A 4,957-nucleotide genomic window follows, 5' to 3' on the forward strand; every position below is an offset into this window, starting at 1 on the left:
ATTGCCTTGTTACCGCATGGTGGGCTCCTGTGTCCGACCGGCGGACAATTGGGAGCTACGCCGATGAGAACTGCACTGACCATCGCAACCGTCCTCATCCTTGCCGGCCCAGCATTCGCCGCTGAAGGTGGTTCAAGCCGCTCTGGCACCTCAAATAGTACGGGTGCGAGTGATGCCGGATCGGGCTCATCGCCCGGTGCGTCGGGGAGCGGTCCCTCGACCGGCGGCATGAGCCGCTCGGGCACGACGAACAGCACGGGTGCCAACGATGCGGGATCGGGATCAAAGCCGGGCGGCACCAGCGGAACTCCTGGAAACCGCTGATTGCGTCGCCGTCGTAACGAGGCGTTAGCCGCTCTCGTTCAGCTTCGACCTTAGCGACCGGGCACAGCCCGATTGCCTTCAGAGCAGCGCGCCGGCTCCAAAGACTGGGCCGTCTGGCGCGCAGCCTCGTCGGCACAGTCGTAGCTGAGGCCCGCTCTCATTCCCCCGGGGGCGGGCCTCAGGTTTTCAGCACCCGCGCCCCTCCGGACAAAGAAAAGGCCACCCCCGAGGAGGCGGCCCGAAGTCTAGGGAGGAAACGCCCACTAGGGGCTACGCGACCACGACGCCGTCGTGATCCCGCACTGGCAACGTAGCTACAGCAGCGCAGCAGACAACCGCGCTGAGACCCCCAGGCAGGCGTACATGTGCGTTTCCACACTATGGCTGGGGCCATGAGCCGACGCCTTGCGGTCTCCAGTCCCGCCGCACCGCGCCGACCCTCACGCGACAGCCCGGCCTAGGCCTCACGGGCTGGCCTCAGGGAACTGGCCGGAGGCGCGCCTGTCGTCACGTGCTTACCCACCGCACGCCTTGCGGCGTCGCGAACGCTTCGGGCATGCGGGCGGGAAGAGCGACCCTGTAGCAGGCGCTGGGAACTGTCGCCAGAGACGGGGTGCCGAGACTGATCAGCGCCCGAGCCGCAACTGAAAACTAAGGTCCGTGACGCCAGCTGGAGTCAGCATCTCGGTTGGCGGCGGATCGAACGAAGCGACAGCCCGTAGAGCATCGAGTGCACGCTGATCGATTAGGCGCAAACCCGAGCTGCGTTCGATTTCGGGCCGCCTCACGGATCCATCAGCCGTAACTTCGACACGCACGACCACCATGCCCGTCATCTCGTCGGCCTTCGAACGTCGGGCTCGATCTGTCTCATCGATCTTCGTGATGAAAGCCGAAAGCCAGTGCCTCACCGCAGGAGAGACACCGTCTCGGGACACACTCAGGACAGGAGATAGCAGCAGGCCAAGCGCAGCTATGCAGATTGGGATGTGTCGACTCGACATCGAGCAACGATGGCGCTCGCCAGACGAGGTGTCGATACCGTCGGATTGTCGAACTCTGCTCGCGCGGCTACAGCCCGCCCATGGCCGACAAGCTGAACGCCCTCCTCGAACGCCTGAAGGCGCACCAGCGCACGCTCATCCTGGCTATGGCCGAGTATGATGGTTTGCCGGCCGGCAGTGCGTTGCGGCAGGTCGCCGAACTGGAGAATGTCATCGCAGCGGTTGAGGCAGTCGCGGCTGAGGATGCGGATCGGGTACAGCGGGCGGAGGGCTGAGCCCTACCGCTGCCGATGCACTTTGCGTCGGGGCCCTAGTGTCTCTTGGACGCGATCGACAATCGGTTCCCCAAACCCGGGCTCACCAGATATCTCGGCGGACTGCCTGCTTTCGCCGAAGCCAAGGTTGCGCTCTCCAGAGCTGGGCAGCTCCTCGTCCGGAAACGAAGGCTGATCACAACAGAGAGCCCGCGCGTCCGCGGCTGATCGTGGCTTGCTGAAGATATAACCCTGCACCTCGGTACAGCCCTCGCGGCGAACCAGTTCGAGCTGCTCGATCGTTTCGACACCCTCGGCGACGATGCCCATACCCAGCCGTTCGCCAATGCTCACGACCGCCCGCACGATCGCAGCCGCATCCGGGTCGGCGATGTCTCGGATGAAAGATCGGTCGATCTTGATTTTGTCGAAGGGGAACCGCCGCAGGTAGCTCAAGGACGAGTACCCCGTGCCGAAATCGTCGAGCGCCAAGCGCACGCCCAGCGCGCGAAGCCGGTGTAAGACCGCGACAGCCTGCTCCGGGTTCTGCACCAGCAGGCTTTCGGTCACCTCAAGCTTCAGACGCCTTGCCGGGAGACCAGTCGCCGATAGGGCAGCCACGACAGCCTCCTCCAAGCCGCCGCGGAACTGCACCGCCGAGACATTGACGCTGACGCGCTGGGCGAGATCAGACCGTGCACTGGGTGTTGCCAGCGCATCAGGGCCTCGAAACTCACGATCGCCCCGGTCGTCACGTTGAAGATCGGCTGGTAGACGAGGAAGAAGTCGCCGCGCCGGATCGCCTCCTTCATGTCGATCGCGAGCAGACTGCGCGTGGCGGTGCGCGCATGCGCCTCGGCCTCGTACATCCGGTAAGTGTTGCGGCTCGCGGCCTTCGCCCGGAACAGCGCCATGTCGGCGCGCTGGAACACTTCTTCGGCGTCGGTGCCGTCGTCAGACAGAAGCGCGACACCGATGCTCACACCGATGTCGATCACGGTCGCGTCGAGCAGCAGCGGTTCATCCACTGCGGCTATGATGCGTTCACATGCTCCCCTGACAGCCGCTTCGCCATCGATATCTGACAGGATCACCGCGAACTCATCGCCGCCGAGTCGGGCGACCGTGTCCGCATCGCGCACGGCCGAGCGGAGGCGCTCGGCCACCAGACGCAGCAGCCGGTCTCCCGCGAGATGCCCGTAGGTGTCGTTGACGACCTTAAAGTGGTCGAGGTCGAGCGCGAGGACGGCGTGGCGGTTCGGCGCCAGGGCGGCCCGGCAGAGCGCATTATCCAGACGCTCGCGGAAGAGGTTGCGGTTTGGCAGGCCGGTGAGCGCGTCGTACAAGGCCATGTGGGCGATGCGGGCCTCCGCCTCCTTGCGGCGTGAAATGTCGATCAAAGTGCCGACCAACCGAAGCGCCCGGCCGTCCGGGGCACGAGCGGCTACACGGGCGCGGGCGAGCACCCAAAATGCCTCGTCCTTCGCCTGACCCACGCGGTACTCGCATTCGAGTGTGGGGGTCTGCCCCCGCAGGTGCGCGCGCGTGGCGGTCATCACGCGCGCGCGATCGTCCGGATGCACCACCTCGATCCAGCCCGACATGGTGGGCTGAGCGCGCTCGCCCACGAGCCCCAGCCTGTCGCGCCAGCGCTCGGACACCCAGGTGGTCCCGTCGATCAGGTTCCAGTCGAACAGGCAGTCCTCACCGCTGTCGAGCGCCAGGGCGAGCCGCTCCTCGCTTAGGCGCAGGCGGGCCTCGCTGGCGCAGCGGCGCGTGATGTCCGTGTATGTGCGTACATACCCGCCGTCCGGCAACCGCACTACACGTACCTCCAGGCTCGTGCCATCGGGGCGCTCACGCTCGTACACGTCCGGCAGGCTGGCGAGATCGGCCGCGTCCAGTGCTGCGACCAGGGGCGCTGGGCTGGTCTGGAACTCGACACGCGCAACCTGGAACGCGTTGATGGCGCTGTAGGGACTCCCGTCGTGCAGGACGGTCTCGGGCAGGTCGAGGAGGTCGCGCGCACGCCGGTTGTGCAGGCGCACGCGCCGGTCGGGGCTGTAGACGATCAGGCCCTGATCCATGCTCTCCAGGGTGGTGCGCAGGAGTTCGTTGCTCTCGTGGAGGGGCGCTTCCACGCGCGCGTGCTCGGTCGCGTCCAGCACCACGCCGTAGACGGCCGTCACGATGCCGTTCGTCTCTCGAACCGGCACGCCGCGAACTGTAATGACGCGCTCCTCGCCATTCGGGCGGACGATGCGCCCGCGCCGCTGGTAGCCACCGATGGTTTCAGGATCCGTCCCTGCGATCACCTCGTTGAGGCAACGGCGGACTGCCTCCCGCTCCTCGGGGCGTTGAAGCAGCAGGTACGCGTCGAGGTCGATCCGTCCTGAGGCGGGCAGCGGACGGTCGAAGATCGCCGCAGCGCCATCGGACCACGTCATCGTCCGTGTCGCCACGTCGATCCGCCAGTGGCCAAACGAAGCGGGCGTCTCAGCCACGCGCTGCGCGTCCTGGGCTGCGCGTAAGGCGAGGCTCTCGGCCACGCCTGCGCGCGTGCTCTCGTGCAGCCGCAGGTGCGCCACGACAATCTCGGCGAGATCGCGAAGCTGGCGCGTCTGCTTACCCGAGAAGTTGCGCGGGACCGTGTCCTTGACGCACAGCGCACCGACGCGGACGCCGGACCGGAGCACGAGCGGCGCCCCCGCGTAGAAGCGGATGCCGGGTCCGCCTGAGACCAGCGGACTTGCAGGGAAACGCGCGTCGGCAGCGGCGTCCTCGACGACGAAGACCTCGTCGGACCTGATCGTGTAGGTGCAGAACGACGCGTCGCGTGGGCTCGCGCTCAGGTCCGTGCCGCACTTGGTCAGAAACCACTGCCGGTCTTCCTCGACGATGGAGACGAGGGCGATCGTCACGCCGAACAGATCGCGTGCCAGACGGCAGACGGCTTCGAAGTGGGCCTCTGCGGGCGTGTCGGTGATCGCTAGATCAGTCAGGGCGGCAAGCCGCGCGGCTTCGTTCGACGTATCCTGTGCCATCGATCATTCCCACCGGATCGACACGGCAACAATTGAACGGTTTGGCCGCAAGAGACCGTATCTTGGGCGCCCTAACAAACACCTCATCTCTTGAAGGCAGCTACAGTAGAAATCGGCGTAGACAGACCAGCCGCGACGATCCGTAGCAGATCTCGCGCAACCGTCGTTCCAGCGGTCGAACGCTTAGCCAACCGCCCGTGCGGCTTCACGGACCTGACGTGTGGCGGCGTCGACCTGCTCAGAGGCTCTGGCGATCGCCTCCATGCCGCCGGCGATCGTCGTGACACCATGGGCGGCCGTGTGCATGCTGCCCGACATCTCCCGGGTCACC

The 4,957-nt window shown here is 66.1% G+C and carries 2 protein-coding genes and 1 pseudogene; 1 reads left to right on the forward strand and 2 read right to left on the reverse strand.

Going from position 1 to position 4,957, the window contains the following annotated elements; all coding sequences use genetic code 11:
* Window positions 1–950: 950 nt before the first annotated feature.
* Complete coding sequence (locus MKL01_RS35605; RefSeq protein ID WP_279604370.1) at window positions 951–1,328, reverse strand: energy transducer TonB; 378 nt, start codon at window positions 1,326–1,328, stop codon at window positions 951–953.
* Between the two features lie 80 nt (window positions 1,329–1,408).
* Here MKL01_RS35605 and MKL01_RS02850 point away from each other — a divergent pair, with 80 nt between their 5' ends.
* Window positions 1,409–1,603 (forward strand): hypothetical protein, encoded by a 195-nt coding sequence (locus tag MKL01_RS02850; RefSeq protein WP_243903727.1) that lies wholly within the window; start codon window positions 1,409–1,411, stop codon window positions 1,601–1,603.
* Between the two features lie 3 nt (window positions 1,604–1,606).
* Here MKL01_RS02850 and MKL01_RS02855 read toward each other — a convergent pair.
* Window positions 1,607–4,626 (reverse strand): annotated as a pseudogene (locus tag MKL01_RS02855) (EAL domain-containing protein).
* Between the last annotated feature and the right edge of the window lie 331 nt (window positions 4,627–4,957).

Origin of the sequence: Methylobacterium sp. J-070 (assembly GCF_022829385.1) — a bacterium.
Classification (GTDB): domain Bacteria; phylum Pseudomonadota; class Alphaproteobacteria; order Rhizobiales; family Beijerinckiaceae; genus Methylobacterium.

Coding starts and splice junctions, on each gene's coding strand:
- MKL01_RS35605 (WP_279604370.1), bottom strand. CDS start 1,328: ATGTCGAGTCGACACATCCCAATCTGCATAGCTGCGCTTGGCCTGCTG.
- MKL01_RS02850 (WP_243903727.1), top strand. CDS start 1,409: ATGGCCGACAAGCTGAACGCCCTCCTCGAACGCCTGAAGGCGCACCAG.